The sequence below is a fragment of the Mangrovibacter phragmitis genome (genome assembly GCF_001655675.1).
GTDB classification, from domain to species: domain Bacteria; phylum Pseudomonadota; class Gammaproteobacteria; order Enterobacterales; family Enterobacteriaceae; genus Mangrovibacter; species Mangrovibacter phragmitis.
The window spans coordinates 1-1,052 of the sequence record NZ_LYRP01000032.1 but is presented as its reverse complement, the minus strand read 5'-3'; the positions used below and the strand labels follow the sequence as shown (position 1 = coordinate 1,052).

Genomic DNA, 1,052 nt, shown 5'->3' with positions numbered 1-1,052 from the left:
GCCAGCTCCGCCACACAGTCCTCTTCCATATAACAGCGGATAAACTCCCAGTAGCGGGAGAGCTCATCCCGGGTGCCCACATGGCCAAAACTGAAGGTGTTCAGCACGGTGTCGTTATCTTCCGCCAGAATGTGCCCGACAATGCATTCATTTAACCGTTGCCGGTTGGTGGTGAAATAAATCTTATTCCAGGGAACGGTGATTATCTCGCCACTGACCTGAAAGATATGGACCTGCCGGGTTTTACGGTTAAAACGAACCGGGTAATGGGTATAACGGAACCATTCTTTTAACAGAATACGGATTAAAAAAAATAAACAGCCACTACAAACAGTAAGAAGAAAAACAAAAAATGAAACACTGCCTTCATTGAGTATAGTATTCTTCCCCATAGCAATTATAAAACCGATAAGAAGAATGCAAAACCCCATGATAAAAGAAGTAGCCATACCTCGCAATGCATAATATTTATCAACCACTTCGAGGTAAGATGAGTTTATCCGAATTACCGTTTCAAAATCCAGTACTGCAGCTTCCCCCGGGCAGCGTCTTCTTCGTCCCTGAACAAAGCGCCGTTTTTTCTCTTCTGCCGTTAATGACCGGTTCACTTTAAACGGAAAAAATAATCCTATGTCATGTGAAATTCCCATTTCTATTAGCTCCCTTTAATTAATTTCTCCAGCCCGATAAGTAACCTTCATGGCCCTGTTATGAGCCATTTTATCCCTTATTTTCTGGTTGGCATCTTTCAGGTACTGGTTTTTGGCATCGTAAACAGCACGGGGTTCGTTGGCCAGTACCGTGCGCCAGCGGCCAGGCCCATTGTGCTCTGCTCCCACATTCACCGGGTCACCCGGCTCTGGCCGGCAGGCCATTTCCACCTCTGCTGACCACTGCGGGCGCCTGCTGGTCTGCGTGCCTATATACCTCGACACGCTTTCCACCAGTGACAACGGCAACAGCAGCAGGGTGGGCAGCCATTCCAGCCGGGATTCCACCTGCAGCAGCATCTGTAAACCTGTGATGTACCCTTCCCTGCCATGCTCCACCGG

2 protein-coding genes are annotated in these 1,052 nt (G+C 48.2%); both read right to left on the bottom strand.

From position 1 onward, the window contains the following. Positions 1-650 (bottom strand): DUF6708 domain-containing protein (locus A9B99_RS15605; protein ID WP_331710059.1); only part of this gene is annotated, 650 nt, incomplete at its 3' end. Between the two features lie 15 nt (positions 651-665). Further along, positions 666-1,052 (bottom strand): hypothetical protein (locus A9B99_RS15600; protein ID WP_331710058.1); only part of this gene is annotated, 387 nt, incomplete at its 5' end.